Origin of the sequence: Acetobacterium sp. K1/6 (genome assembly GCF_034438075.1) — a bacterium.
Lineage (GTDB): Bacteria > Bacillota > Clostridia > Eubacteriales > Eubacteriaceae > Acetobacterium > Acetobacterium carbinolicum.
The window spans coordinates 41,120-67,827 of sequence record NZ_JAXQGA010000011.1 but is presented as its reverse complement, the minus strand read 5'-3'; the positions used below and the strand labels follow the sequence as shown (position 1 = coordinate 67,827).

Annotated in this window: 22 protein-coding genes and 1 riboswitch; of the genes, 20 read left to right on the top strand and 2 right to left on the bottom strand. The window is 45.1% G+C overall.

Features of this window, described 5'->3' with window-relative positions; translation table 11 throughout:
- The first annotated feature begins 80 nt into the window (after positions 1–80).
- The 4 genes from U2P91_RS11235 (at position 81) to U2P91_RS11220 (ending at position 2,901) form a co-directional block, all read left to right on the top strand.
- Positions 81–749, top strand: a complete 669-nt coding sequence (locus U2P91_RS11235) for a hypothetical protein (RefSeq protein WP_111888187.1) — start codon at positions 81–83, stop codon at positions 747–749.
- Positions 750–837: 88 nt separating this feature from the next.
- Positions 838–1,740: a helix-turn-helix transcriptional regulator gene (locus U2P91_RS11230; protein WP_111888186.1), complete on the top strand. Its 903-nt coding sequence runs from the start codon at positions 838–840 to the stop codon at positions 1,738–1,740.
- A 70-nt stretch (positions 1,741–1,810) separates the two neighbouring features.
- Entirely contained in the window at positions 1,811–2,269 is a 459-nt protein-coding gene (locus U2P91_RS11225; RefSeq protein WP_111888185.1) for a GyrI-like domain-containing protein, read from the top strand.
- A 14-nt stretch (positions 2,270–2,283) separates the two neighbouring features.
- A complete protein-coding gene (locus U2P91_RS11220; protein WP_322519639.1) occupies positions 2,284–2,901 on the top strand; it encodes a GyrI-like domain-containing protein in 618 nt (205 codons plus the stop codon).
- A gap of 136 nt (positions 2,902–3,037) precedes the next feature.
- On the opposite strand, the gene U2P91_RS11215 is transcribed toward U2P91_RS11220, so the two are convergent.
- The gene (locus tag U2P91_RS11215) at positions 3,038–7,441 is read right to left on the bottom strand and encodes a YDG domain-containing protein (protein ID WP_322519638.1); all 4,404 of its coding nucleotides are present in this window, start codon (positions 7,439–7,441) and stop codon (positions 3,038–3,040) included.
- A 367-nt stretch (positions 7,442–7,808) separates the two neighbouring features.
- Between U2P91_RS11215 and U2P91_RS11210 the strand changes: the two genes are divergently transcribed.
- From U2P91_RS11210 to sdaAA, 10 genes are all read left to right on the top strand, one after another.
- Complete coding sequence (locus U2P91_RS11210; protein WP_322519637.1) at positions 7,809–8,435, top strand: TetR/AcrR family transcriptional regulator; 627 nt, start codon at positions 7,809–7,811, stop codon at positions 8,433–8,435.
- Between the two features lie 149 nt (positions 8,436–8,584).
- Entirely contained in the window at positions 8,585–9,286 is a 702-nt protein-coding gene (locus U2P91_RS11205) for an ABC transporter ATP-binding protein (protein WP_322519636.1), read from the top strand.
- 1 nt (position 9,287) lies between these two features.
- Positions 9,288–11,009 carry an FtsX-like permease family protein gene (locus U2P91_RS11200; RefSeq protein ID WP_322519635.1) on the top strand — a complete coding sequence of 574 codons (1,722 nt, stop codon included), beginning with the start codon at positions 9,288–9,290 and terminating at the stop codon, positions 11,007–11,009.
- Positions 10,975–11,535, top strand: a complete 561-nt coding sequence (locus U2P91_RS11195) for an FtsX-like permease family protein (protein ID WP_322519634.1) — start codon at positions 10,975–10,977, stop codon at positions 11,533–11,535. Before U2P91_RS11200 ends, U2P91_RS11195 begins: the two co-directional genes overlap by 35 nt.
- A 143-nt stretch (positions 11,536–11,678) precedes the next feature.
- Positions 11,679–11,784, top strand: a riboswitch (glycine riboswitch).
- A 162-nt stretch (positions 11,785–11,946) separates the two neighbouring features.
- Positions 11,947–12,324: a glycine cleavage system protein GcvH gene (gene gcvH, locus U2P91_RS11190; RefSeq protein ID WP_111888179.1), complete on the top strand. Its 378-nt coding sequence runs from the start codon at positions 11,947–11,949 to the stop codon at positions 12,322–12,324.
- Between the two features lie 25 nt (positions 12,325–12,349).
- Positions 12,350–14,992, top strand: coding sequence for a glycine cleavage system aminomethyltransferase GcvT (gcvT, locus tag U2P91_RS11185; protein WP_111888178.1), 2,643 nt, complete (start codon positions 12,350–12,352; stop codon positions 14,990–14,992).
- Between the two features lie 31 nt (positions 14,993–15,023).
- Positions 15,024–16,370: an aminomethyl-transferring glycine dehydrogenase subunit GcvPA gene (gene gcvPA, locus U2P91_RS11180; protein ID WP_322519633.1), complete on the top strand. Its 1,347-nt coding sequence runs from the start codon at positions 15,024–15,026 to the stop codon at positions 16,368–16,370.
- A complete protein-coding gene (gcvPB, locus tag U2P91_RS11175) occupies positions 16,363–17,820 on the top strand; it encodes an aminomethyl-transferring glycine dehydrogenase subunit GcvPB (protein ID WP_305781824.1) in 1,458 nt (485 codons plus the stop codon). The genes gcvPA and gcvPB overlap by 8 nt, the downstream gene beginning before the upstream one ends.
- Before the next feature lie 95 nt (positions 17,821–17,915).
- On the top strand, positions 17,916–18,578 hold the full coding sequence (gene sdaAB, locus U2P91_RS11170) for an L-serine ammonia-lyase, iron-sulfur-dependent subunit beta (RefSeq protein ID WP_111888175.1): 663 nt from the start codon (positions 17,916–17,918) through the stop codon (positions 18,576–18,578).
- An 8-nt stretch (positions 18,579–18,586) separates the two neighbouring features.
- Positions 18,587–19,462 carry an L-serine ammonia-lyase, iron-sulfur-dependent, subunit alpha gene (sdaAA, locus tag U2P91_RS11165; protein ID WP_111888174.1) on the top strand — a complete coding sequence of 292 codons (876 nt, stop codon included), beginning with the start codon at positions 18,587–18,589 and terminating at the stop codon, positions 19,460–19,462.
- 230 nt (positions 19,463–19,692) lie between these two features.
- Here the strand turns inward: sdaAA and U2P91_RS11160 are convergent, their stop codons facing one another.
- Entirely contained in the window at positions 19,693–20,172 is a 480-nt protein-coding gene (locus tag U2P91_RS11160) for an Lrp/AsnC family transcriptional regulator (protein ID WP_322519654.1), read from the bottom strand.
- A 265-nt stretch (positions 20,173–20,437) separates the two neighbouring features.
- Here U2P91_RS11160 and U2P91_RS11155 point away from each other — a divergent pair, with 265 nt between their 5' ends.
- The 6 genes from U2P91_RS11155 (at position 20,438) to U2P91_RS11130 (ending at position 26,707) form a co-directional block, all read left to right on the top strand.
- Positions 20,438–21,697 carry a Glu/Leu/Phe/Val dehydrogenase gene (locus U2P91_RS11155; RefSeq protein WP_322519632.1) on the top strand — a complete coding sequence of 420 codons (1,260 nt, stop codon included), beginning with the start codon at positions 20,438–20,440 and terminating at the stop codon, positions 21,695–21,697.
- A gap of 251 nt (positions 21,698–21,948) precedes the next feature.
- Positions 21,949–22,863 carry a mechanosensitive ion channel family protein gene (locus tag U2P91_RS11150; RefSeq protein ID WP_111888171.1) on the top strand — a complete coding sequence of 305 codons (915 nt, stop codon included), beginning with the start codon at positions 21,949–21,951 and terminating at the stop codon, positions 22,861–22,863.
- 113 nt (positions 22,864–22,976) lie between these two features.
- The gene (locus U2P91_RS11145; RefSeq protein ID WP_111888170.1) at positions 22,977–24,266 is read left to right on the top strand and encodes a DUF2254 domain-containing protein; all 1,290 of its coding nucleotides are present in this window, start codon (positions 22,977–22,979) and stop codon (positions 24,264–24,266) included.
- A gap of 271 nt (positions 24,267–24,537) precedes the next feature.
- Entirely contained in the window at positions 24,538–25,248 is a 711-nt protein-coding gene (locus U2P91_RS11140; RefSeq protein ID WP_322519631.1) for a lantibiotic protection ABC transporter ATP-binding protein, read from the top strand.
- The gene (locus U2P91_RS11135) at positions 25,242–25,961 is read left to right on the top strand and encodes a lantibiotic immunity ABC transporter MutE/EpiE family permease subunit (protein WP_111888168.1); all 720 of its coding nucleotides are present in this window, start codon (positions 25,242–25,244) and stop codon (positions 25,959–25,961) included. Before U2P91_RS11140 ends, U2P91_RS11135 begins: the two co-directional genes overlap by 7 nt.
- Positions 25,961–26,707 (top strand): lantibiotic immunity ABC transporter MutG family permease subunit, encoded by a 747-nt coding sequence (locus tag U2P91_RS11130; protein ID WP_322519630.1) that lies wholly within the window; start codon positions 25,961–25,963, stop codon positions 26,705–26,707. The genes U2P91_RS11135 and U2P91_RS11130 overlap by 1 nt, the downstream gene beginning before the upstream one ends.
- Position 26,708: the final 1 nt, after the last annotated feature.

Sequence of the window (26,708 nt, the reverse complement as noted above, 5' to 3'; positions counted from 1 at the left end):
GACAAAAATATGGCACACATTTTGTAAACCTTTTAAAAAGGTTTTTTTAGCTTTTTGTAGATGTCGAGAAAGAGGAAGAGATGGAAAAAATTAGGATAATAGAGTTACCGGTTGATGTCAATATGCCGATGCTGATGAAAAAAATGAAATTAACATGTGATTCACCAGTTTATGATGAATACCAAAATGCGGTGGAGCTTTTAAGAAACCAGATAAAACCGATGGCGATCATTAAAGCCTGTCCGGTTGAGACGTTTTCGAAGCATTTAGTTGTGATGGATGGGATTAAGTACAAGAGCAAAACCCTTCATTATTTGTTAAAAGACCACGAACAGGTGTTTTTGTATTTGTTGACAATCGGTGAAATGCCAACAAAGCTTCACCAGATTGAACATTATTTTTTGCAGTCGCTTAAGTTGCCAATTATGTATGGTGCCATGAAGCACTTGAAAGCGGCAGTTCGGGAAGACAATCATCTTAAGCAGGTGGGAATAGCGAATCCCGGTCTGATCCAGGATTGGGCAATTCAGGATAGCAAAGCTATTTTTGACAGCTTTGGCAGTGCCTCCCTGCAGATCGGACTAAAGATGGGTAAAGGCTACATTATGCGTCCTGTCTACAGTTCTTCCGGGATTCTCTTTGATGATTTTCAAAATTATTGCGATTGTGCAGCGTGCAGCATCGATGGCTGCATTGCCAGAGAGGAAAAGATGACGGACGACGAAAAAAAGATGGCAAGTGTTGGGTGAAGGCAAACAGCGCGCGATCTTTTATAGAAGTGCCATTTGCGACAAAATTGTGATAAAATAGAAGACAAAACGACAAAGGATAATGACAATGCAAATCAATCGATTGCTAGAAATGGTCTATATTTTATTTGAAAAGAAAAAGATAACGGCGAGCGAATTAGCCGACTACTTTGAAGTGTCTCAGCGTACCATTTACCGGGATGTGGAGTCTCTAAGTGCGGCTGGGATTCCTGTTTATGCTGAAAAAGGTAAGGGTGGAGGAATTCGGCTGCTGGATAACTACGTGATTAAAAAATCACTGCTTTCAGAAAAGGAACAGGTCAATCTGCTGGCATCGCTACAGGGGATGAATGTGCTAAACGGACCGGAGGTCGATCCGGTGCTGAGAAAACTGGCGACCCTGTTTGAAAAAAAAGATGCCGACTGGATTGAAGTCGACTTTTCCCATTGGGGCGGTGATAGCGATGAACGGGAAAAATTTAATGTGCTGAAAAACGCCATCCTTGAAAAAAACAGAATTGCTTTTGACTACTTTAGTGCGACCGGAGAAAAGACCGGGCGCACTATTGAACCGCTAAAGCTCTTGTTTAAGGGGCAGTCCTGGTATGTTTATGGATTCTGTTTAAGTAAAGAGGCGTTGCGCTTTTTCAAGGTCAGTCGGATCAGGCAGCTCCGGCAGTTATCGGAGGCTTTTTCCCGGACCCTGCCGGAGGGCCCTGTTTTTGAAAAACCGGAGATAAGCGCTTCCCAAATCAGGTTGATCCTGAGAATTGACGCGAGCATGGCGTTTCGGATCTATGATGAATTTGATCCGGCCGCGATCACAAAAAATCAGGATGGGTCCTTTGTGGTAGCGAGCCGCTTGCCCGAGGATGGCTGGGTGTATGGCTATATTCTTTCTTATGGTGATGCTGCTGAGGTGTTAGAACCCCAGTGGTTGCGGGAGGCAATTAAGAAAAAATTGGAAGATGGTCTTAAAAAATATCTTTAATATGACATTAGGTGTCAGGTTAAAGGGTGTATACTGAATTTATTAATAAGTTAGAAAGAGGTATACACAAATGGATTATGAATTGGTACAACTAACAGAAAAGCAAGTGGCGGGGCTGAAAATACGCACCAGTAATACCGATCCCCAGATGGTTGAAAAAATTGGTGCCACCTGGCAGCGTTTTTATGGGGAAGGAATTGAAGCCTCCCTGACCGGCAGAAAAAATGAGAAATGTATTGGTCTTTATACCAATTATGAAAATGGTGTGGCCGGCACTTATGACGTGGTGGTTGGTTGTGAAGTTGATGCTGCAGCTTCGCAATCAGAGCGGGTTGAAACCGTAAGCATTGCACCTGGTAACTATGCAAAATTTGTTGTCCATGGTGATGTGCAGCAGGCCGTTGGCGACTTATGGGTGAAGCTTTGGGATATGAAGCTCGACCGGAAATTTAGTAGCGATTTTGAGGAATATCAACCCGGGGAAGACATGGCCAACGCCGAGATCCATGTCTATATTTCACTGAATTAAGGGAGACGCAAACGATGGACAAAGTCGATTATAAAAAGCAATTTAAAGCCTTGTATTTACCAAAGTCTCAGCCGTCAATCATTGCGGTTCCGGCGATGCACTTTGCTATGTTAGACGGTAATGGCGATCCCAATGGGGAAGCGTTTGCGGAGGTGGTGGGGGCGCTGTACAGCTTCAGCTACGCAGTAAAAATGTCCTATAAGAGCAAGACCATTCCGGAGGGCTATTACGACTATACCGTTTTCCCCCTGGAAGGGGTCTGGGATCTGGTCGACACGACCAGAACCAGTGCGGATAAAAGTAACTATGCCTATACGATGATGATCCGCCAGCCGGATTTTCTGACCGCTGAACTGGCTGCCCGGTTTATCACGGAAGTCAAAAAGAAAAAGCCCAATGACTTCCTCGATCGTATCCGGCTTGGGGAACTAGAGGAAGGCACCTGCTGCCAAATGCTGCATTTGGGCAGCTATGATGATGAGCCGGCCAGCTTTGCGCAGATGGAAGCTTTTTGCAGTGAGCATGGCTATCGGCGCAGTGATAAAACCCATCGGGAGATTTATGATCCCCGCCGGACCGAGACGAATAAGTTAAAGACGGTGTTGCGGTTTAAGGTAAAAGCTGATCAGTAAGGCTGATCGGTGATCTGATTAAGTATCGTGGTAAGTCGTATAAGTGCCTAAAGAGGCCCCTGATTCAGGATGAATCAGGGGCCTCTGAGTTTTTTTGCAGCCGGGGCAAGCCACGACCGGGCTGGCTATAGGAGTTTTAGTAAGCGTAGAGCATCAGGGTGCTGCCGTCATAGACCAACAGGGAGTTTTTAAAGCCGCCTGGGAGGGTGGGGCCTGAGCTAGCATCGATTGTCTCTTGGTCTGAACCAGAAATAACGCGTTTAATCGCTTTGTTGTTATTGTCTTGGTCCTGACAGATCAGATAGACGCCGGTGTTGTCAGAATAATAGGTGGAATTGATCGGAATGATGTTGCTTATTTCCGGATTGTTGGGATCAATATCAACCCATCCGCCTGACCAGGAGTAAATCTGGTAGTATTTATTGGTGTTTACGTCTTCGGTGTAGTTTCTGTCAATCGCCAGCAGACCATAGCTATCATCGATACCAATCAACTGTTTGCTGCCGTCCAAAGTAACCTGAGCACCGCTTGTCCAGGTACTTAAGTTGGTTGAGCTGTAGATCTGACCAGTACTGTCATAGCCGTAAAAAGTCGTCGCACCCGCTTGCTTGGCGTAAAAGAGTTTAAAACCATCAGCTGGTGCGGTCAGGCTGCCGGCCGGAGTCCAGGCGGTGTTATTGTAAGGGGTGGAGATAACCGCATTGGCATCAAGAATTTGGCCATTACTTGAATAAACATAATCAGCCATAAGGTAATTACTGGCATGGTTGCCGGTTAAGGTGCCGCTTAGTTTGATGGTGTAATTGTTGCCCACGTTACTGGTTTTGTTGTTACTGCTATCGTAATAGTCAGCGCTGTAGGTTGCCAGATGCACATCTTCCTGCTCTACACTACCAGCAATATGGGCAATAGCGTCCGTACCGTTAGCTGGATTTTTAGACGGATTAACTCCAGCATATGTGACCGTGATGCTGCTGCTGCCATCGGCTTTTTTTACGGTGGCCAGATTGACATTGACATAACCCAGGATTCTTGGTGTAATCGCCGCCGTTTTTGAGGTATCTGGATTCGGGGCCAGGTAGTTTTTGGCGGCCTCGCCGTCAAGGGTAAAGTGGATGGTCACGGGTTTGGCACTGCCGTCACTGGTGACATTTTTAGTATCGTAGCTGGCAGTGGCTTTGACCGTCACGGCATCGTTATTGATTAAGCCGCTAACGGCATCAGCAGCAAGGGGATATTCCGATAATTTAGTTGTGTTATCGGCCAGATAAACATCGGTAGTGGCGTCATACTTATGGGTCGCTGCGATGGCCGGCAGCTTGGTGCTGACGACGGTCAGCGGCAGCGGGGTAATGGTAACTGTGGTGGTCTGATTGGTAATCAGATAGTTACCGCTAGTGTCACTGGTGGAGTAGCTGATAGTGACAGTTTGCTCGCCGGCATCTTTATCGTTGGATGAAAGATTAGCTGTCACAGCTATGCTTTCACCTACAGCAAGCCCGCTGATTTGCGAAGCAGCGACCGTATATGATGATATTTCCTTACCATCCGAATCATAAACCTTACTGGTGCCGTCATAGGGGCGGGAGGTCTTGATAGCCGGTGGGGCGATGGTCAAGGTTTTTGGGGTAATACTGCCGCCGGAGATCGTACCGGTAATGCTGCCATCGGATGCGGCATCCGCCAGGCTGAAATTGTGGGCTGCCGTGCCACTGAGTTTATAGGTATAGGCGATCGTATAACCGCTACCGACGTTACTGGTTTCGCTATTATTGTCTTTATAGACAGCAGTGGTATCAAATGTCAGCGTCCCGTTTTGGATCGCTTCCTGAACGATCGGTATTTGATTAGTATCGGTAACTCTGACGGTGACGAGGGCATTGCTGGTACCGTCATATTCCTTAGTCTTATCACTATCTTTGACAATGGGAGTGGTGGCAATCGACAGTGGGGTAATATCAGCAGTTTTGCTTTGATCATCCGGCAGGGGCTGATAATTTCCTGCGGCCTCGCCGGCAAGGGTGTAGTGAATGGTAATGTTTTTATTGGGATCGACGTCTTTACCGTCATCATAGGTGGCGGTCGCAGTGACCGTCACTTTACCGGCGTCAGCAGCGGCAATATTGCCGGGTGTGACCGGCATATTATAGATTTTCTCGGTATTATTGGCCGCCGTAAAGACATCGGCGGTGCCGTCATAAGCTTTGGCCACCGGGGTGGGAGCTACTATCGTCAATGGTCGCGCGGTAATGCTGGCCCCGATTGTTTCGGTCGCTGCGATCTGGTAGCGTTTATTAGCAGGGCTACTATCAATTGTATAGCTAACTGTAATGGTCCGGTTGCTACCGGCGTTTTGATTATCATAGACTGCGGTGGCTGTGACATTAATATTGGGGTCGGCTGCTACACCGGTTGCCACACTAATCACGTTATTGCCGGCGGCAATTTTTCCCTTGTTATTAAACACATCGGTGGTGCCATCATAGGTTTTGTTTTTATTGATATTCAGGCTGGCGGCGGAGACCATCAGATTTTTCTTCGTAATGATCCCGATTTCCGCGTGTTCCGCCGGTGCGCTGTAATTACCGGCGTCGGTTCCCGACAGGTTATAGCTGCATAGCACTGGTTTATTCGTACCCACTTCAATCGCATCCGTTTTACCGCTACTGTTCTGATAGGTAGCGGTCCGGGTGATCGTCAGTGTATCGGCGTTAAACTGGCCAAGGGCTTCGGTAATCACGGTGTTAAGCGTCGCTGTTCCGTCAAATTCCTTTGCGATGGCGGTTGTCGTCGCATTACTCAGAGGTTTTTGCGTAATCTCACCCTTTATGGTCGTGGCGGCTGGCGGATTGTACTTATTGGCATTGGTACCGGAGAGGCTGTAGGTGACGGTAATATCTTTGTTGTTGCCGACGTTTTTATTGTCATAAGTGGCGGTAGCACTTACGGTCACGTTATCGCCAGAGATAATTCCGGTAACCGCCGTAGCATCAAGAACCTTGTTAGTCACATCGGTATCCGTGGTACCGTCATAGGTTTTAGACAAGATAATGGTTGGTGCAGTGACCACGCTCAGACTGATTTTGCTTGGTGGTGTATAACCGCCACCACTATCGCCGCCGGGTTGTGGTTGCGGTGTTGGGATTACTGGGGGAATAACGACTTCGGGATCGACAGTATAGTTCCCGGGTGCTTTTTCAAAGCTGACATTGTCCGAGGCAATTTCAGCTTTGCTGACGGTGCCCGTCCCGGTTACTTTGACGGGAGCCTTTACAGAAAGGTCGGTAACGGTTGTCTGGCTGCCCAGATTCACCGTGCTGTTTTTGGCTTCCGGCGCGATAATAAGCTGCTTGATGCTTGTCTGTTTGTCGGTTTTAACCACGGCATCCGGGGCATTTACGGTTACCGAATCAAAATTGCCTTCTAGAATCACTTCTTGACCAGCGGCGACTTCGCTTAAAACAAATGGAGTCCCATCGAGTCCAGTGACCACAATCCGCACGACGCCGGTGGGGGTTTTCTCCACCAGGATGTTCTGATAATCGCCACCGTTAATATGAATACTGTTTTTACCGCCGCCGCGAACCCGCAGCTCGCCGGAGACGGTGACATTATTCAAGGTGACATCGCCGTCACCAACGGCTTCATCAATAATCAGGTTGCCATCAATGGTCAGGTTCTGCAGGATTACTTCGGTAGCGGTGATGATCACATCCTGGTTGATCGGTTCTGATCCGTTAGTTGGGCCATAGGTGCCGGCTTTATCGTAGACTGTGGATGTGCTTAATTTTTCAAGCTGTTGGATCGCTGTTTCAATGGCTTTAACGGCATCAGCCACTTCTTCCGCTGTACTTTTATCGGTAACGACGTGATTCTTTATAACCGTCTGCAGATTAGCCCAGGAGGTTTGGGTATAATCAGACTCACTCAAGTCATCAATTTGTTCAAGAAGGCTATAGTAGGTGCTTAATTCACTGTTTACATCGGTGTCTTTAACAATTTCCAACTTCAACGCTTCCAGGCGCAAAGAACTGCCAACAGTCCCAAGCTGTTCACCATCGGCAAACCATTGTTCTGAATCTGCAGGCAGATCACCAATGTTCTGGACATGGCCCTGGTAGCGGATATGATAGCCGATGGCCTTATTACCGGTGGCATCAAGCAGGATAATTTTAATCGCCTCAATTCGCAACCCACCGCCCCGGGTTCCGGCATACTCGCCGTTTTTGGCCCAGGTGGATGGTTGGCTCTCATCATAGAGCCAGCCGATGTTCTGGACATGGACGTTGTAGCACAGCGAAAGATCTGCCGGCAGCTCGCTGTCAGGCTTTAATTCAAAGCCTTCAATTCGTTTGCTTTGGCCAACGGTACCAATCCGATTAGGGCTCGCAACGAAAGAACCATCGGTTGGGTAATCGCCCAGATCTTGAATGTGGCCCCGGGAAAGAACCGGGATCGTTTCGGTATCGACTTGGGCAAACACAGAAGGAATCGGAATAATCAGGCAAAACGCCAGTAAGACGAATATAAATTTTTTCACTTTTTCTCCTTTTTTAATGGTTTGAATGCGGATTAATTTAATCCAGTAATTTCTGGTGAATGAATAGGCAAATTTGGTGACTCTTAAATGTAGTTTATTCTAACAGTTTATCAGCTTTAATAAAACATCAATTGACGAGTAAAAAGTGCTGTTCGCGAATGGAGCGCTTTCTATAGGAGCAGTAATAAAAAGATTTTAGCGAATGAAAATTATTAGCAAGAATAAAATCCGCTTGACAAAGTTTACTAGCCAGGATAACATAACGGTGTTATCTAATGAGCGGTGGTGATTGAACGTATCAGTGCCTTCAGGTAACGCAACTACGGTTATCGATAGTGCAAATGAAATGATAAAGCGGGGAAGTTAAGTGAAAGACAATAAAGAAACCAAAGAAAAGCTGCTGATGAGTGCCAAAAAAGAATTTATTGAAAAAGGCTACCTCTCGGCATCGCTGCGCAATATCTGTAAGAATGCCGGGGTTACCACCGGGGCCTTGTATTTTTTCTTTGAAGATAAGCAAGACCTGTATGGCGCATTGGTTGCCGAACCGATAAAAAAACTTCATGCAGTAATGAATCGTCACTACGCCGAGGAACAGGCTCAGATTAATGCCGGACTCCTGATGGAAACGGACCGGGATGATGATGTCGAAGCGGCCATCGCAATCTTGCGTTGTCTCTATTTGCATCGGGATGAATTCATGATGTTGCTGACAAAAAGCCAGGGTTCCTGCTATGAGAAAATCACCGATGATTTTGTGATGATCACTGAAAAACACTTTAGACAGATCGCCGACAATATGGAAAAATGTTATGGTGCTCCGCGGGTGGCTGATTATCTGATCCATTGGATCGCCCATATGTTAATTGATGCCTTTATTCATATTTTGACCCATGAGGTATCAGAAGAAGCGGCAGTGGTGCATGTGCAACAGGTCATTAAATATATGATCGGTGGTTGGTTCGGTCTATTTGCACCTGAGATGAAGGATTAATTATAGTAGCTAAGCCCCTGCTTCCTTTGGTGAGGATCTTAATCAGGAGCAATTTGGGAATTGCTAAAGTGAGCAGGAGTAAGAAACAAAAAATTTTAGGCTTAACATAACGGCGTTATGTTAAGCCGAGGAAGAAAGAGGGAAATAAGATGTTTCTGGAAATAAAAAATTTAAAGAAGAGCTTTGGTAAAAACGGCAGTTATGTGGAGGTACTTAAGGGAATTACCACAACGGTAGAAAAAGGCGAAATGTGTGTGATTCAGGGGGCCAGTGGTTCAGGTAAATCGACTCTGCTTAATTGTATCGGGGGCTTGGATACACCCGACAGTGGTGGTGTAACGGTTGACGGCAAAGAAATTGTGGGACTAAAACCTGAGGCCTTGTCTGATTATCGTCGGGATTATTTGGGGTTTATCTTTCAATTTTATAACCTGGTACCGAATCTAACCGTTAAGGAAAACGTCGAGGTCTGCGGCTACTTATCCCCAGAACCGATGGCAATGGCAATGCTTTTTGAGGTCTTGGGTTTAACCGAACATCAGAACAAGTTTCCTTCCCAGTTGTCTGGTGGCCAGCAACAGCGTTGTGCGATTGCCAGAGCTCTGGTTAAAAACCCAAAACTCTTGTTGTGCGATGAGCCTACCGGAGCACTGGATTCCAAGACGGCAAAAGACATTTTAATTCTGATGGAAAAAATCAATCAGACCTTTGGTACCACCATGATCATCATCACCCATAATAATGCCATTAAGGACATGGTCCATCGGGTCATTACCATTAAAGATGGCACTATTTCTAATACTTATCAAAACGAACAACGGATTCCGGCGGCGGATCTGGAGGAATTGTAAGATGCAGAAGATACTGAGAAAGCGGATACTTCGCGACTTAAAGGCAAATCTTTTTTACTATCTGGCACCGGGGTTTTTGATTGTGTTGGGAATGTATCTGGTTGTCAGTTTTGTCGGGGCAGCCGATACCGTGATTACCGGGGTAGCCGAAAAAAACCAGCTTCTTCAAGTCGAAGATGGCCAGTTTTCAGTGTTTGTTCCGTTGACAGAAAAAGAAGAAAATGACTTGGTGGCGGCGGGGATCACCCTGGAAGAGCAGTTTTATCTTGATTATCATGGAAGAAATAATAGCGTAGTCCGGCTTTTTAAGAACCGCAAGGCGGTTAATTTGGCCTCAGTTGATGAGGGCCGAATGCCGGTAACAGCGGGCGAAATCTTTCTGGAAAAACACTATGCGAGAAAGAATCAGCTGACAACGGGTAGCCAAATCACAATTGCCGGACGCCTTTTTAAGGTCACCGGAATTGGCACCCTACCAGATTATGACGCCGTTTATCAGGAGCTGGCCGATAGCATCGTTGAAAGCGAAACCTTTGGATTTGGACTTGTGGTACCCGCGGATTATGAAATGATGAAGACTGCAGGACAGGCCATCAAATCAGAAAGTTTTACCTATGCATATCACTTAAACGGTACCATGGATGATAGCGATCTAAAAAAGAAGCTAAAGGATACTTATTATGATCATAATAAGCTGACGGCGTTTATAACTGCGGCAAATAACCCCCGTATTGCGGCTTCAGCAGATGATCAGGTGATCACTAAAATTGCCGGGCTGATTGCTGGAGTCGTTGTGATGATTTTATTTACGTATATTATTTCTGTTTTTGTAATTCATACGATTGATCGGGAGCGACCCGTTATCGGAGCCCTTTATGCTTTGGGGGTAACTAAAAAAGACCTGATGCGATACTATCTTACCTTGCCGGTAATCATTACTGTTTTAGGTGGCATGATCGGGACCGCGATCGGTTACAGCCAATGGGGGGTTAATCTGCAAATGGCTGAGTCGCTGAATTATTTTTCGGTCCCCAATCTGGCCACGGTTTATTCATTACCACTCTTACTCTATGGGATTGTGATGCCGGCGGTTGTGGCCGCTGTTGTTAACGTCCTGGTGATTCGTAAAAAGCTTTCCAAAAATGTTCTGGATCTATTGTCAAATCGGGAAAACAGTGAGCAGGCAGCGACGATCACGCTTAAACGCTTTGGCTTTGTCCGGCGTTTTCAAATCCGGCAGATGATCAGGGAGGCCCGGACCAGCCTGACGGTTGTTTTTGGTTTGTTCATTGCCTTGTTAATTATGATGCTGGGACTAAACTGTTATGCGGTCTGTAGCCACGTCAGTTTAGAAAACAAAGCCGATACCCGTTTCGAATACATGTATAGCTATAAGTTTCCAACCGAAGCGGTACCAGAGGGCGGCGTGGCCGCTTTTGGGAAAACCCTGAAAAAAGAAGTCTTTGGCTACAACCTGGATGTGACGCTTTTGGGAATTGATGCGAGTAATCCCTATTTTGATGCCGCGGTTACCAAAGGACAAAATAAGGTTATCATTTCTTCGGCAGTGGCCAGGAAGTTTGGCCTTGCGGCAGGAGATGTGCTCGTGTTAAATGATGAGGAAGATGAAAAATTGGCAGCATTTACCGTTGACGGGGTGACAGCCTACGCATCGGGGCTTTTTTTTTATGAATTTGGCGGATATGCGGGATTATTTTGGTGAAACCGACACATATTATAACATCGTTTTTTCGGATCAGCCTTTGAATCTGGAAACTGAGCGACTAAATAATGTTACCACCAGGGAAGATAGTGTTAAGAGTGCCAATGTTTTTATTAGCCAGATGACCTCTTTGATTATTACGATGGTGGCGGTGTCTCTTATTTTGCTGGCGGTGGTGATGTATCTGATGATGCAGGTGATGGTGGATCGTTCCGCTTTTGGGGTTGCACTAATGAAAATATTTGGCTATCGGTCCAAAGAACTTAGAAAGCTCTATATAAACGGTAATTTCTATGTCATTGCAGTAGGTGCCGTTATCAGCATTCCCCTGGCTAAATGGGTGATGGATCAAGTTTACCCGATCCTGGTTTCTAATGTGGCGGTAGGCTTTAATTTAAGCTTTCCATGGTGGCTATATGCCGGGGTATACGGTATGATTTTATTTTTATATTTAGTCATTAACACATTACTGTTGCAACGGCTTAAAAAAATAAGTCATGCTGAGGTATTAAAGAATCGCGAATAAGGGAAATGTTCTTAATAAAAACAGTTCGGTAGTTGACAATCCCCATTGGAACGGGTTATACTCACATAAACACAAGAAAATATCAATGTGAAATATTTAAACGAAATAGAATGCACCTAACATAATTAAATAGTTGCGAATGGATGATGGCTACGGGAGAGACTGCTTAAAGTGCAGCACCGAAGGATTAAATTGATAGAATAGCTCATATCAATGATGATCTCAGGTAAAAAGGACCGTAACCGGACATAACTCTGGAAAGCGTAGCACCGAAGGGGCAACTTCCATAATGGAACGAAACTCTCAGGTTAATAACAGAGCAGAAGGCGTAAGCCTTCTGTTTTTTTGTTTATAAAATTTCAGAACGGGTATTGAATTTACAGAAACTAAACAAAGTGGAGGAGAAAAAAGATGAAAATTATTGAAGGTTTAAAGTATTCAAAAGATCATGAGTGGGTAAAAGTTGAGGGCAATCTGGCCACCGTTGGCATTACTGATTATGCCCAGCATTCCCTTGGTGATATCGTCTTTGTTGAATTACCAGAAATTGGTGATGTAATTGGCAAGGAAGAAGCCTTTGGGGTAGTGGAATCGGTAAAAGCTGCCTCAGATATCTATTTACCAGTATCGGGCACCGTTGTTAAAATAAACGAAGCCCTGGTTGATGAACCGGAACTGCTCAATACTGATGCCTTTGAAAACTGGATGGTGTGTGTGGAAATGGATGATCCGGCACAACTGGATGAACTGATGGACGCCGCAAAATACGATACTATTTGTCAGGATTAAAACGCAGAAAACAGGAGATTAAGAAATGGGAAATTTAAAACACACCCTCTTTTATGACAATCATGTCAAAGCCGGAGCAACCCTGGTCGATTTTGGGGGCTGGGAAATGCCCATCCAATATCCGGCTGGCATTGTTGATGAACATATTCATACCCGCATTAAATCTGGAATCTTTGATGTCTCCCATATGGGAAGATTCATCGTCTCCGGGAAGGAAGCGATCGCCTTTTTGCAACATGTGTTAACGAACAATGTATTAGCCCTGGACCTGCTTCAGGCCCAATACACGATGATTCAGAACAGTAATGGCGGGGCATTGGACGACGCCTATCTGTACCGTTTTTATGAAGACGAGTATCTGCTGGTGGTTAATGCTGCCAATGCCGAAAAAGACTGGCAGCACTTAAATAAAGAAATTGTCGCCTTTGATGCCCGGATTATTGATCAGTCCGCTGAAATTGCGATGATCTCGCTGCAGGGACCGGACTCAAAAACAGTGCTTAAAAAGCTCCTCGGCAGCGAGAATCTCACCGAACCCCTTAAGAATGCTTTGGCGATTTTAGACTATCAAGGTGAGGGCTTACTAATTGCCCGAACCGGCTACACCGGCGAACCCCTTGGCTTTGAGCTTTTTGCTAAGGCCGCACAGGGCCCGGCAATCTGGGAAAAGCTGCTTGACCTGGGTGCCATGGCGATTGGTCTGGGTGCCCGCGATACATTACGATTAGAAGCGGGTCTGCCTTTATATGGTCATGAACTGGGGCTTGATAGCGACGGGAACGAAATTCCCATTTTTTCCTGCCCGCTGGCTAAATTTGCAGTCAGTTTTGCCGCGGTCAAAGGCGACTATATTGGCCGGGAAGCCCTGGCAAATCAATATATTGGCTTTAAAAAAATTATGGAGCGGGATCTGGCTGATCTGTCCCATCTGGCTCGGATTGTCAGGCCAATTGCCATTACCGGTCGCGGCATTGCCCGGGCCGGTTGTAAGGTGTATAAAGATGGCAAAGAAGTCGGCACTGTCACCAGCGCTACGATGGTGCCTTATTTAAAGGCGGTAGGATATGGGCTGGACAGTAAAATCACCGACGAGAAAGCGATGCGGGCCATTGGTTTGGCCCTGATTGACGGTGATGTGGAACTAAATGATGCGGTAGCGGTGGAAATTCGCGGTAAGATGGTACCGGCGGTGATTGCCCCCTACCATATGAAAAGTGATGCACCGCCTTTTGCCAGACCGATCCTTTATGGGGTCGAAGTAGAGCGCAAATTTGATAGTCCCCGGGATTATGAAACCAAGGCTCTTAATCTGCTGGAAAAAAGCTATGACAATACCATCTTGAGACAACATCAAACCATTAATTTGATTCCTTCCGAGCAGACCCATTCTGCGGCGGTGCGGTTATTATCGATAATGGACCCTTCCTTCCGTTATGCAGAGCACAAAAAGACAAAATCATTTTATGATTATGATGTCTTCTATTATCAGGGTACCGCCTTTATTGATGAGATTGAATACTTGTTGATGGAAGAAATGAAAAAATATCTGCGTTGCGCCGAGGTAGAAACCCGGGTGATTAGCGGCCAGATGGCCAATGTCGCGGTCTTTAGTGCGCTGATGGATTATAAAAATCGGGTCAACCGGAAGGTCGATGCCAAACGATTAGGTTATGTGATGAATAACCACATTATCCGCGGCGGTCATTTAAGTGCTCAGCCGATGGGCGCGCTCCACGATTACATCGCCGTCGATCCGGTTACGGAAAAAACGGCAGTGGTGAATTTTCCGGTGGAAAAAGACAACCCCTTTAAGATTGATGTAGCGGAAACTAAAAAGGTCATTGAACAATATAAGCCAGAGCTGATTATCTTTGGTAAGAGCATGGTGCTTCACAAAGAACCCGTTCGGGAAATTCGGGAATTTATTGATGCGCAAAAGCTCAGTTCGATCATTATGTATGATATGGCCCATGTCCTTGGTCTGGTCGGGGATCATTTCCAGGACCCCTTTGCCGAAGGGGCGGAACTGGTCACCGGCTCGACCCATAAAACCTTCTTTGGCACCCAACGGGGCGTTATTGCTGGGAATTATGACAAAGACGATTATAAGTATGGTCTCTGGGAAACCATCGAAACCCGTGCCTTCCCCGGCAGCGTCAGCAATCACCATTTAGGAACGATGCTGGGTCTGCTCATGGCAAGCTACGAAATGAACTGCTTTAAGGATCTTTATCAGAAAAATGTCATTGACAATGCCAAGTATTTTGCCAAATGTCTGGCAGATTGCGGCCTGGAGGTGGCAGGAGACCCGGCCATTTCCTATACGGAGACCCATCAGGTGGTGGTGCGAGTGGGTTATGGCAGCGGTCCCGAAGTGGCCAATCGCCTGGAAAATAATAATATCATCATTAATTATCAGGCCACCCCGGAAGAAGAAGGCTTTACCGCTTCTGGTGCGATTCGCATCGGGGTTGCAGAAATGACCCGGTTTGGTTTTGGCAAAGAAGCCTTTGCCGAAACCGCAGCTTTGATGGCGGATGTGATTTTAAGAAATAAAGATGTTAAAGAAGATGTCAAGCGGCTTAGAGGCCAGTTTACGAGTCTTAAATATTGCTTCGATGATGAAGAAATTGCAGCACAGCTGGAAAAATTAAAAAATACGTTTTAAATAAAAAATAAGTTTAAAAGGGGGAAAAAGCGTGTCATCCTATTTATCCCATACCAAAGAAGAACAACAAGCGATGCTAAAAGCGATGGGAATCGCTTCGATAAACGAACTTTTTGCCGACATTCCAAAACAAGTGCGCTTAAACCGCGAGCTTCTATTACCACCGGCTCTATCAGAGATGGAACTGACTAGTTATATGCAAAAGCTGTCACAGCAAAATGCCAATCTGGATGCTTATAGCTGTTTTCTGGGAGCCGGGGCCTATGATCATTTCATCCCCAGCGTGGTCGGCAATCTGACTGCCCGACAGGAGTTTTACACGGCCTATACCCCGTATCAGCCAGAAATCAGCCAGGGTACCCTGCAGGCGATCTTCGAGTTTCAATCGATGATCTGCGAGCTCACCGGGATGGATATTGCCAATGCCTCGATGTATGATGGTGCCACCGCCCTGGCTGAGGCGGTCGCGATGGCCTGTAGTCATACCAGAAGAAATGAGGTGCTCATTGCCAGCACCGTTCATCCGGAGAGTCGGGAAGTCATAAAAACCTATGCCCGATACAAAGGCATTGAGGTCAAAGAAATTGACTATGATAATGGTAGCATCGATTTCGGTTGTCTGGAAGCAGCGTTATCGGATCAAACCGCGGCGGTTATTGTCCAGAATCCCAATTTCTTCGGTATCATCGAAGATCTGGGCCAGGCCGCCGAACTGGCACACCACCATAAGGCCCTGCTGATTGCCAGTGTCGATCCGATTTCGCTGGCAATCTTAAAATCCCCAGGCGAACTGGCGGCCGATATTGTGGTTGGGGATGGCCAATGTCTGGGTAATCCGATTAGCTTTGGCGGTCCCGGCCTTGGTTTTATGGCCACCTCTAAGGCATTAATGCGGAAGCTGCCGGGTCGCGTCGTTGGTCAGACCACTGATCTTGATGGCAAACGGGCCTTTGTGCTGACCCTCCAGACCAGAGAACAGCATATCCGTCGGGACAAGGCTACTTCTAATATTTGCTCCAACCAGGCCTTAAATGCTCTGGCTGCGACTATTTATATGACGGTTCTTGGTAAGGAGGGTTTAAAAGAGGTAGCCAATCTATGCTTTAATAAAGCTCACTATCTCTATGATCAACTGATCCAATCGGGGAAATTTACGCCTGTTTTTTCAGCTCCCTTTTTTAAGGAATTTGCTGTAATCGGCAGTTGCGAAACCAAAGCCCTGAATACGGCGTTGCTCTTGGACCAAATTATCGGTGGCTATGAGTTGGAGAAATCGTATCCGCAGCTAAAAAACGGCTGGTTGCTGGCGGTGACCGAAAAACGGACCCGAACCGAGATCGATAGTTTAGTAGAAAAGGCGGTGAATTATTGTGATTAAGAGCGAAGCACTGATTTTTGAAAAGTCAGTTTCAGGTCGAAAAACGGACCTGTTACCAGCCTGTGATGTTCCTGAATTAGATCTTGGCAGCGCCATCCCCGCCGGTTTTTTAAGGGCTCAGTCGCCGGAACTCCCGGAGGTCAGCGAAGTCGATACGGTTCGCCATTTTACGGCCTTATCGAAGATGAATCACGGGGTCGATTCCGGCTTTTATCCGCTGGGTTCCTGTACCATGAAGTATAATCCCAAGGTGAACGAGGAGGTGTCCAAATTTAGTGGCTTTGCCCGGATGCACCCGTACCAACCTGAAAAAACCGCCCAGGGTTGCCTGGCGGTTTTATACGAAACTGACATCATGCTGGCAGAAATCACCGGAATGGAGCGGGTATCCCTGCAACCGGCGGCTGGCGCTCATGGGGAGATGGCGGGACTGATGATTATCAAAGCTTATCATCAGAACCGCGGCGATACTAAGCGACAAAAAATCGTTGTGCCGGATTCATCCCATGGCACCAATCCGGCTTCGGCGTCGGTGGTTGGTTTTGATGTGGTTGAAGTGAAATCCAATGCATTTGGCGGCGTTGATATCCCGTCACTAAAGGCGGTGATGAGTGATGAAATTGCCGGACTGATGCTTACCAATCCCAGTACCCTGGGCTTATTTGAAGAAAATATTACCGAAATAGCTCAGATTGTCCACCAGGCGGGCGGCCTGCTTTATTACGACGGTGCCAATATGAATGCCATCATGGGTAAGACCCGGCCTGGCGATATGGGCTTTGATGTGGTCCATCTTAATCTGCACAAAACCTTCAGCACTCCGCATGGCGGTGGCGGCCCCGGTTCAGGTCCGGTGGGCGTCAAAAAAGAGTTAGTTCCCTTTTTGCCTGGTCCGGTGGTGGAACGGGTCGAGGATCGCTATTATCTGGATGATAACCGGCCCTTATCGATTGGCCGGGTTAAATCTTTCTATGGCAATTTTGGGGTGGTCGTTAAAGCCTTTGCTTACATCCGCTCCTTGGGGGCTGCGGGCCTTCGGGAGGCATCAGAGACAGCGGTACTTAATGCCAATTATATCCGTGCCAGACTGCAGGATGATTACGAATTACCGTTTGGCAAAATCTGTATGCATGAGGTGGTTTTCTCGGCTCAAAAGCAGAGCAAGTTTGGGGTTTCGGCGCTGGATATTGCCAAACGGCTGATTGATTTTGGTTATCATCCGCCAACGATATATTTTCCCTTAATCGTCAAAGAAGCGCTGATGATTGAACCGACTGAGACTGAAAGTAAGGAAACCCTGGATGAATTCATCGTGGCGATGCAACAAATTGCCAGCGAAGCGCAGACGAATCCGGAGCTTCTAAAGGAAGCACCCCATGACAGCATGGTAAAACGGCTCGATGAGGTTGCGGCAGTACGAAAACCGATGCTTCGGTATAACAAAGTCTAGATAATCCGATGTAAATCGGGTATTAATAACGCAAGAATACACCAGAATCAAATAGTGGTGCCTGAAAAAGTGGTTGCCCCAAAGTGGAGGTTGGCATGAATGTATTTGATATTATCGGACCGATTATGGTGGGCCCGTCCAGCTCTCATACTGCCGGAGCGGTGCGAATCGGCAAAATAGCCCGAGTGGTCGCAGGCGGACAGCCGGTTGCGGTGTCCATTGAACTCTATGGCTCCTTTGCCCAAACCTATAAGGGACATGGAACGGATAAAGCGATTATTGCCGGCCTGCTGGGCATGGCACCAGACGATGAGCGGATTAAAGACAGTCTGGCGCTGGCCAGGCAGGCGGGAATGAGTTTTAAATTTAGAAAGTCCGGTAATCAAGCGGTTCACCCCAATACGGCCTTGATTTCATCGGTCGATCAATTGGGAAAAAAAACAATTGTCCAGGGATCTTCAGTCGGTGGTGGCAGAATTGTAGTCAACCGGATTAACGAGATCAATGTCAAATTCAAGGGCGACTATTATACTCTGCTGATTCCCCACACCGATACGCCCGGGGTGATTGCGGCCGTAACTAAACTGCTGGCGGATCATGGGATTAACATTGCTGAGCTGAATATGTATCGTTCCCATCGCGGCGGTGAGGCGATGATGGTGATTGAAACCGATCAGGCGGTTAAAGGTGGATTGGTTTGCTCAATCGAAGCGGTGAAGACGGTAAAAAAGGCAGTATTAATTGAACCGATCTATTAGGAGTGAAGATGATTAGTTATGATTCGATACAGGAACTGGCAGATAAGGCCACAAAAAAAGGGAAGCGAATTTCGGAGCTGGTCCTTGAGGATCAGGCCTTGCATATGGAACAGTCAAACGATGAACTCTTTGAGCTGATGCGTAAAAGCCTTCATGTGATGGCGGCCGCAGCAGAAAAGGGACTCACTTCACAGAGTTTGTCGGCAAGCGGTTTAAGTGGCGGTGATGCCAATAAAATGAAACAGGCGGTTGATGCCGGCAGAGCCCTTAGCGGGAAGGTGCTGAGTGAAACCCTGGCAAAGGCGTTGGCGATTGCTGAAGTGAATGCCTGCATGGGTAGAATTGTCGCGGCGCCGACGGCCGGTTCCTGCGGGATTATTCCGGCCCTCTTGCTGACCTTAAAAGAAGAACACCATTTAGCTGAGGATCAGGTGGTGATGAGTCTTTTTACCGCCGCCGGACTCGGCATGGTGATTGCCCAAAAGGCCAGCGTTTCCGGTGCGGAGGGAGGCTGTCAGGCAGAATGCGGCAGTGCCGCGGCAATGGCCGCAGCCGCGGCGGTTGAATTAATGGGTGGTACCCCACAAATGTGTGCCCATGCCTGTGCGATGGCCTTAAAAAGTGTGCTGGGATTAGTTTGTGATCCGGTTGCCGGGCTGGTGGAGGTGCCTTGTATCAAGCGTAATGCCAGCGGAGCAGCCAATGCCCTGGTTGCGGCAGAGATGGCTCTAGCCGGGATAAAGAGTACTATCCCGGTCGATGAGGTGATTGGTGCGATGAAAGCCGTTGGCGATGCGATGCCCAAAACATTAAAAGAAACGGCAGAAGGGGGTCTGGCCGACACGCCCACCGCGAAGAAAATTGCCCGGGAAATTCGGCGCTGACCCAGGATCGGATAATTCGAGTCAATCACATTCAATTAAGGATTGGTGGGATCGTCTTGTCGGAAAAGATTTAGGAATATCTGGAAATAAATCGCACTAATTTTCACCTTTTTTTAACATATGCTTAAGTAAATGCATGTTTACAGAGAGCGTTAAGTTTAATGCGTTAGAATCTGTGATGTGAGAAAAGTTTCGACATCTTTTTTCACTTCACTATCACTGGCAGCTGTTCATTGAACGGCTGCTTTTTCTTTTTTTGATCCATCACTTTCCTCCTGGGAAAACGCAATCCCCCGGTGTTCTACCGAAGTCGAAAAGACAATCAGTGTTTTGGTTCGGCCAAATTGTTGCAGCTCCCCAATGAAGCTGTCCAGTTCACTGGTGCTGGGGAAAAGAACTTCCAGCAGCATCGAATAATCCCCAGTGACACAATTGCATTCAATCACATTGATGCAGGTCTTAATGTAGGGATAAAATTCTTTTTTGCGAACGGGTTCAACCTCAAGATTAACAAAGGCCTTGATATGATAACCCATCTTGATGGGATTCACCACTGCCTGATAGCCGCAAATATAATCGTTTTTCTCCAATTGCTCAATCCGTGAAGAAACTGCCGGTGATGAGAGGTAAACCTGGGCAGCTAAATCTTTGATTGAAATCCGTCCGTTTTTTTGTAACAGATTTAAGATCTGCAGATCGATGGAATCCAGTAACTTGTTTTTCATGGTTTTAATCTCCTGAACGCGTTGAAAATAATTGAAAATATACTGTTGATGTAAAAAACGTACATTCTTTACACTAGTGTAGCATAATTAAATTAAGTAGAAAAGCGAAAAAACTTTTTAAATTAGGGATATACACTTAAAATAATTAGGTATCATCGTTTTACATTGAGTGATTGACAATGTAAATGGTTTAAGTTTATGATTGTTTTCAGTTGATGTTCACAACAAATCATAAACAGGAGACAAGTATATGAGAGAATTTTATGATCCATATTTAAACGTGGTCGATGTAATGACAGAGGCAATGAAAATTGGCGGGATGAATCAATATATGTTTGAGATCATTAAAAATCCTCAGCGGGAGACAAAGGTCTATTTACCAGTCGAAATGGATGATGGAGCGGTAAAAGTGTTTGAAGGCTATCGGGTTCAACATTCCAATATTCGGGGACCCTTTAAAGGTGGAATCCGCTTTCATCAGGACTGTAATTTAAATGAAGTAAAGGCTTTGGCGACCTGGATGTCGCTAAAATGTGCAGTGGTCAATATCCCCTATGGTGGGGCTAAAGGCGGGGTGCGGGTAGATCCCGATACCTTGTCGCTGCGGGAACTCCGTAAACTGACCAGACGCTATGCCTTTGCCATCGAACCACTAATTGGTGCTGATACCGATATTCCGGCACCGGACGTCAATACCAACGCCCAAACAATGGCCTGGATTCTGGATACCTATAGCATGCTAAAGGGCAAGCCCTGTCCCGGCGTGGTTACCGGAAAACCACTGGAGTTGGGTGGTTCAAAAGGACGAAATTCGGCTACTGGTCGAGGGGTGGCTATCAGTACCAAGCTGATTCTGGAACGGGATGGCAGGACGCTTGCGGATATTTCAGTGGCAATTTCGGGGATGGGCAATGTTGGCGGCAATGCAGCCCGGATTCTTTTTCATCGCGGTAGTAAAATTGTGGCTTTAAGCGATGTCTCCGGGGGCATCTACTGCGAAGAAGGTCTGGATGCGGATGAAGTCTCAACGTTTCTGGAGATTAAATGTAATCAGTTAAAGGATTATCAGAAAGCGGGGGTCAGCCATATTTCCCATGAGGAGGTACTAACCTGTAAATGCGATGTGCTAATCCCGGCGGCACTGGAGAATCAGATTAATGCTGAAAATGCTCCAAAACTGCAATGCTCGTATATTGTTGAGGGCGCTAACGGACCGACTAGTGTGGAAGCCGATGCGTTGCTAAAAGAACGGGGTATCGTGTTGGTACCGGATATCTTTGCCAATAGCGGTGGGGTCATTGTCTCTTATTTTGAGTGGGTACAAAATATTCAAATTCTAACCTGGAATCGGGAGCAGGTTAATAAAACCTTGGAAAAGATCATGTCGGCCGCCTTTATTGAGATCCAGGAAGAAAGTCAGCAGTCCCAATGTTCATTACGGATGGCTGCTTATATCATTGCCTTAAAACGATTGATTTATGCAGAAGAAATAAAAGGCATTTTCCCTTGATCAATCGTGTTATTTGATAAAGTTTGAAGAGGTCACTCTTTTTCAACTTTATTTCAAGGTTCATGAATTAAATTATTTAGGTAGTAACATCCACCTCAACCAAAGAAAAAACAGCGGACTTTATATCAGTCGGCTGTTTTTTTGTGCTAATTTTGAAAAGTGATAATAAATACAGTGATTCCACAACGATAAATGCTATAATAAAAAATATGATAGTGCAGGTGAAACAGTCAAAAATAGAGGAGGTTTCCATGGATGAATATTTCGACATTATGATGCAAAATCCTCGCGTTTTGCAACTGGTTCTGGTGGTAGCAGGCGTGATCCTAATTTTGACGGCGAAAAACTTGATTCGGTCTCGCCTGAGCAGACACATCAACGATCAAAATAATTCCTATCGAACCAGAAAGGCCATTAACCTTGTGGGCTATTTTCTCATTCTACTGTTGATCTCAATTATTTATCGCGAGAGCCTGGGATCGTTAACAATTTTTTTGGGGATTGCCGGAGCTGGGATTGCTTTTGCACTACAGGAAGTTATTACAAGCATCGCTGGATGGATGGCGATCTTGTCCAGCGACATTTATAAATCTGGGGACCGGGTATTGATGGGCGGAATCAAAGGCGACGTGATTGATGTCGGTGTGCTGCGAACCACCATTATGGAAATAGGCGAATGGGTAGAAGGGGATTTATACAATGGCAGAATTGTTAGAATCTCCAACAGCTTTGTATTCAAGGAACCCGTATACAACTATTCCGCAGATTTTCCTTTTTTATGGGATGAGATTAAGGTTCCGATTCAATATGGAAGTAATTACACTCTGGCAAGAGAAATTCTCTATGATGTAGCTCAGGAAGTGGTAAGCGACTATTCTGATGAAGCGGAGAAGCATTGGGAGATCATGGTACAAAAATTTCTGATTGAAAACGCCTCAACCCATCCGATGGTAAATATTATTGCCAATGATAACTGGGTAGAGTTTAGCCTTCGTTATGTGGTGAACTATAAAATGCGTGTGGGTGTAAAGGATCAGCTATTCACAAAAATCCTTGAGAGGGTAGAAAGCAGTTCAGGTCAGGTTAAGTTTGCCTCAGCAACTTTTGCGTTAACAAAAATGCCTCCCATTGAAGTAAAATCGAACAATGAGATCAATAGCCCATAGGTGGTGTTAGTTTTGATGAGAATCAAAGCAATGGCAAATTTTGGCGGTTTCGTTGCCATTATTGCGCATAAATAAAAAATGCTTTTGATAAATAATGAAAGTAGGATGATTGAATGAAAAAAATAATTAATAAGATTCGAACAAGCATCTGGTTGTATCCAACGATTTATAGTTTGTTTGCGTTCGTACTCTCGATTAGTATTACAATCATCGATAAAACGTATACTGATGAATCATTGAACTATGTAAATGAGCTATTTTATACGACATCTTCTTTAGCCCAGGCAGTATTGAGTATTATTGCAGGAGCGTTTATTACAATTTCGACCTTTACTTTTTCGACAACGATGGTAGTGTTGACGATGTATTCTTCACAGTTTACACCACGCGTTGTAGAAAATTTTTTAAATAATAAGACAACAATGAAATCTTTTGGTATTTTTCTGAGTGGATTTATCTATGCGATTACTTCGTTGTTGTTTATTGACACAAATAAAGATGGTAATCTTGTAATTGCGGCCAGTGTAGGTGTTATTTATATCATAGTCGGTCTGGTATATTTCCTATTATTCATCCATAATGTTTCAACCCATATTCAAGCCAGTGATTTAATATCTAGACTTCATGAAGAAGCAATCGGAGAAATTGAAAAGTATACTAATTTTGCAAAAGAGTCAGAAATTATTTCAGAAGTCAAATTGGAAAAAATAATAGACAAAAAGAATTTTATTAAAATATTTGCTCGGTCCGATGGTTATATTCAAGAAATAAATTACCAAAGATTAAAAAAATTTGCACAGAGATATAAGTGTATTGTTTGTTTTAAAAAAGTTGTCGGGCAATTCGTTTCAACGGAAACGAGGATTTTAATAATTTATTTCGAAGGTTTTGAAGATTTTACTGAAATCGTATTAAATGAACTTCATCAATGTATTTTGATCGGAAATAAAAAAACGCAGGCTCAAGACTTTAGTTTTACAATTCAAAAGATCGTTGAAATCGCTTTAAAAGCACTTTCGCCAGGGATAAATGATCCAAATACGGCAGTTCATTGTCTTAAGATCATGGGTGTTTTGTTAAGAAATTTAGCAAATATCGAAAAAGGATATATTATCTTAAAAGAACAAAATGAATTTGGCTTTATAATCTACGAAGCTTTTGATTTTGAAGTGCTGCTGTATGATGCCTATAATCAAATTATGTTTTATGGGCAAAAGGATGTATCCATTGTGGTGGCAGGATTTAAATCGTTGCGATTTATAAAAGCCAAGGCAAGCCAGAACAATCGTGAAATAATTGATGAATATGCAAAACATGTATTTAATAAACGCGAAAATAAAGCTTTTGGCAAATTAGAATTTAGTAAAATTCAAAAAGAATTTAATGATTTGCTTAATTTCTAGAAGAACCGATTTTTTTCAGATCTTATTTCATGTGACGAATGAATTATAAAAGTTATAATATTCCTCTCACCCCAAGAAAAACAGCGGGCTAACAGTCAGCTGTTTTTTTGCGTGATTAGCTGTAGTTGGTTAAAAAAGAAAAGGTTCAAATTGTGAGTAAAGATCGAAAAGATTAATAAAATACTTAAATTGCAGAAGTTTTCTGGATCTTTATCAATTCCTTATCTTTGCTTTGTAAGATTGTTGGTAAGCAAACAAATTGGAGGAACTCATGGAAAAAATAATTTTAGAAACAAAACAATTGACGAAACAGTTTAAAAATCAAAAGGCGGTCAATGACCTGTCGATTAAGGTTAAAGAAAACTCTGTCTATGGTCTGCTGGGGCCAAATGGGGCCGGGAAGTCAACGCTGTTAAAAATGATCACCGGATTGATTAGGCCGACGGATGGGGAGATCTTGTTTGAAGAAACACCCTGGGAAAGAAAAGACTTAGCTAAAATTGGGGCCCTGATTGAAAACCCGGGCATTTATCCCAATCTGACTGCCATGGAGAATTTAAAGGTGGCGTGTACCCTCTATGAACTGCCCAGCTCAAGAGCTGAGGAAGTGCTAGCGGTGATTGGTTTAGAAGGTGCCGGCAAAAAGAAAACCAGAAATTTCTCGATGGGTATGAAGCAACGCTTAGGAATTGGTTTAGCCATTATTAATACGCCGCGGCTGCTGATTCTGGATGAACCAACCAATGGCCTGGACCCGGTGGGGATCGAAGAATTGCGAGAATTAATTCGTTCCTTCCCATCCCATGGGATCACCGTCATTCTTTCTAGTCACATTCTATCGGAAGTGGCACTGGTTGCCGATGAGGTCTCAATCATCGCGAATGGGGTTGTGGGTTATCAGGGCGCCGTCCAAAAAGGTGAAGACTTGGAAAAGATATTTATGGATGTGATCCGAAAAAACAAGGGTGAATACATATGTTAGCCATCATAAAATCCGAGTTTCAAAAAAGTAAACGGTCAGCGGTGAACAAGTTTGTTATTCTGGCACCCCTTATGACGCTCCTGCTTTGCTATTTTTTAGGTGGGGGACAAAACGGCGCCTATAATTGGTGGGTGGTCATGTTTCTGCCCGGGCTCATCGCTATTTTAGCGGCGATGGTCATCGGTCGTGATAAGAATCTTGAGTATAAAGGGCTGTTTCTCTATCCAAGAGAAAAAGCCTTATTCTGGATTGGCAAAACACTTTATGTCAGTTTACTGTTTTTAGGCTCCAGCCTGATTTTTATGTTGGGCATTGCCATGATGGGATTAATTGATCAAGCGACGATCTCCTTACAGGCCAACTTATTGGCCATGAGCATATTAATTTTAACCTTTCTTTTTCAGATTCCGATTTGTATGTTTCTGGCGGATCGTTTCAATCTTTTTGTGGCAACGCTGTTTAACGTCGGCATGGTTATTTTATCGGTGGTATCATTTGGAAGTGAATCAATTATAAAGTACTCCCCCTATGGTGTTGGTGTGGCCTTGATGTGCCCGATTCTCCATATTTTGCCCAATGGCTTACCGGTTCCCGAAGGCAGTCCATTATTAGCTGACAATGGAATCTGGAGTGCGGCACTCGGTTGTATGCTCGTTTTTATCATGCTAGTGGCAGCAACGGCCTGGTCCTTTAAAGAGCGGGAGGGAAAATAATGAAGTTTAAAAATCTGCTGATTACTGATATAATAAAACTTAAATCAACCCCGGTTCTGTGGCTGCACGTGCTGGTGCCAGCGCTAGGGTTGATGGTGTTTTTGAGTTATTATGCGGTGAGTCCAATGGACGTCTTTATGAAACAAAAAACTTATATTACAGTGATCTGTGTGGCGTTTCCGATTCTTTCTGGTGTGATTACCGCCATGGTCGCCGAAGCTGAAGACCAGGCCGGGAATTACCGCAACCTGTTAAATGTCTATCCGTTTAAGTGGCCGGCTTTAATGAGTAAATACCTCGTACTAATTGTGCTTGGAGGGCTTAGTACCCTTATGGCCGTGATTGGTTTTTATCTTGGCATGTCACAAATGACCGAGACATTGACGATTGGAACGTATTTTGCATTGACCGGCATTTTATTTGGATGCAGTTTGTTTTTGTATGCGCTTCATCTATTTTTAAGTCTGCGTTTTTCAAAATCGGTTTCTGTTGGTATTGGGATCTTTGAAGCCCTCATTGTGGCCCTTTTCAGAACCGGCATGGGGGATGGCCGGTGGGCCTATTTTCCCTGCGCCTGGAGCATCCGTTTTACCTGGACGATGATGACCCAAAGTGGCAAGGGTGTCATGATCCAGGACCCGATGATGCGGCTTGGCATTGCTTTGAGTATTGTGGTGACGATTTTGGGGGTGGGACTGCTAATGGTGTGGTTTTCAAGCTGGGAAGGCCGTAAATCGGAAGAATAGG